3 protein-coding genes are annotated in these 2028 nt (G+C 41.7%); all 3 read right to left on the reverse strand.

Annotation, left to right across the window (positions count from 1 at the left end; genetic code table 11):
• Positions 1-309 (reverse strand): RRXRR domain-containing protein (locus tag F6K53_RS38480; RefSeq protein WP_293085088.1); only part of this gene is annotated, 309 nt, incomplete at its 3' end.
• Between the two features lie 928 nt (positions 310-1237).
• Positions 1238-1609 (reverse strand): SET domain-containing protein-lysine N-methyltransferase, encoded by a 372-nt coding sequence (locus tag F6K53_RS38485; RefSeq protein WP_293085091.1) that lies wholly within the window; start codon positions 1607-1609, stop codon positions 1238-1240.
• Positions 1610-1622: 13 nt separating this feature from the next.
• On the reverse strand, positions 1623-2028 hold a 406-nt coding region (locus F6K53_RS38490), incomplete at its 5' end, for a PLP-dependent transferase (RefSeq protein ID WP_293085094.1).

The following is a 2028-nucleotide window of genomic DNA, read 5'->3' on the forward strand; positions in this document are numbered from 1 at the left end:
TATCAAAGATGCTCTTGAATCTCGTAGAGCATCTTTGATTCGCTGCCCTCGGTGTGAGACTTCTAAAGCGCTTGTGACACGCCCAGTTTTTTCTTGAACAACAGCAACACCTGTTGTTTTGCTGCCCGGGTCAATCTTGATTCTGTGAGGATGAGTTACAGATTCCTCAACAGTTCTATCTAGTAAGAGGATGGTGAACGGATATCGTTTAAATACTTTTGCCCTCCCTTTCTTTAGTAACTCTCTTGCCCTAGCTTGGTGACACGGGTCAAGAGGTTTCAGGTTTTTGTCTAGAACGAAAACTCGCATTACTGCATCTCTCAATTTCTTGGTAAAGTTTGCCTCGACACTGTTAAGACTCGGTACTTTCTCGGTAACACTGGCTTTCCCGAATGACCTGTTTAATTACCTAGTTGTAGAGCTTGAAACTGGCACGCATTTCAAGGTACGAATTTTAACTCTTGGTCTTAACGGCTGCTAGGAAAACCTAGCCGTCTGGTCAACAGGCTTTTTCAAGCCCACACTTACCCGCCAGGGAAGTGTGCGGTAGTTGACGGTGCCATTAACGTGAAGTTGCTCGCGCATCTAGTACTATTATAGCCTACTTAATACTGATAAGCACTGTTACCGGAGTTAAACACCTAAACAAAATTAATTACCTACTCCCAATCTCTGTAACCCTTACAATGTAAGGCTTTGAGTTTTTTAAAATGTGTAATTAATTTTGTGCACCTGCTTATGCACACAGTTTTAAGCCAAAACAAACAAATCTTGATTGTACTTCGTTGGACCAGAACAAAAAGGCAAATAATAACACACAAACTTACACTTTTGGAAAGGCTACAAATGCCATATTTTTTTAATAAAACTTAACCGAATAAAAGGGGATTTCATGAAATAATATTATCATTTCTGTAGCTGATTTTTATGAGCATGAAACCTTCGATTTCCCGACTGGTGCCAGCAACTAGCATGGTGCTGTGTGTACTGGCTGTCATTTAGGGTATCACCAGGAAGGTAGGTCTAATGTTTCCCCTGGTCAGTTGTCGTTGTGGTAGGGGGTTTATAAGCAATCAAGAAAGTTTTCGGAGAGTAAAAGAAGAAGACGGGTGAACGAAATTTTGGGTGGGATAGAGAGCATGGTATCCAAAAAATCACTGTTAAGTAAGGCTTTTAGCTTTTTCGCTATCTGTTTCCCACGCGTTTTTTCGCTCACCCGAAGAAGACTAGTCCAAGATCACTCCGCTGCTGGGGAAAACCACAGTGCCCTAATGTACTTATGGGTTAGTTCTTCCCCTGGGGTTATGTCACGTAGGGCAAAAACCTCAAATAGTTCTTGATCTATCTGGCGGTTGACTTTGACATTGGGATCTTCGGAATGATTTATAAACGTCCCAACTCCTAGGGAAATCGCCATTGAATCTCCAATTTGAAAGATATACTCGAACAGTTTATGAGATCGCAGTCCATCAATATCTGAACCTGAGAACATTAGTGCAGGCTCCACCAGGATGAGTTTACCCGCCGATATCTCCTCCGCTGCAAAAACACCACGACCCTTTTCCGGTGATTCCTTTAACATTAAATTGTAGTAGCTGCCATACTTCATATACACATCCCCACTAAGCTGCTTTTGCAAGATTTGTCTTCAAGTCATCAATAATACTATCGATGGGATCGTTAAAACCAATGGATAATCTGACTAAACTGTCAGTAATTTTCAGCATTTGTCGTTCCTCCTCAGATAAATTGTAATAGGAAAATGGAGACACCTGTTCAATGTAGGTTTCGGCAGAACCAAAGTTAGAGGCAATATAAGGAACTTGTAGATTGTCAATTAGACTAGAAGTATCTTCTTTGGAAAGCTTCAACTCAAAAGTAACAACTCCTCCGTATCCATTGAAAAATTTCCTCGCCAACTCCCTGTGGGGATGGGAGTCTAATCCCAGATAGCACGATGCCGAAACCATCGGGTGGGCATCCAGGAAATTCGCCAGCTTTTGCCCTGCATCATTTAAATAGTTCATG

The organism is Moorena sp. SIO4A1 (assembly GCF_010672065.1).
Classification (GTDB): domain Bacteria; phylum Cyanobacteriota; class Cyanobacteriia; order Cyanobacteriales; family Coleofasciculaceae; genus Moorena.

Excerpts from the sequence above, each read along its gene's own strand:
- F6K53_RS38485 (WP_293085091.1), bottom strand. The coding sequence starts at position 1,609 with ATGAAGTATGGCAGCTACTACAATTTAATGTTAAAGGAATCACCGGAA.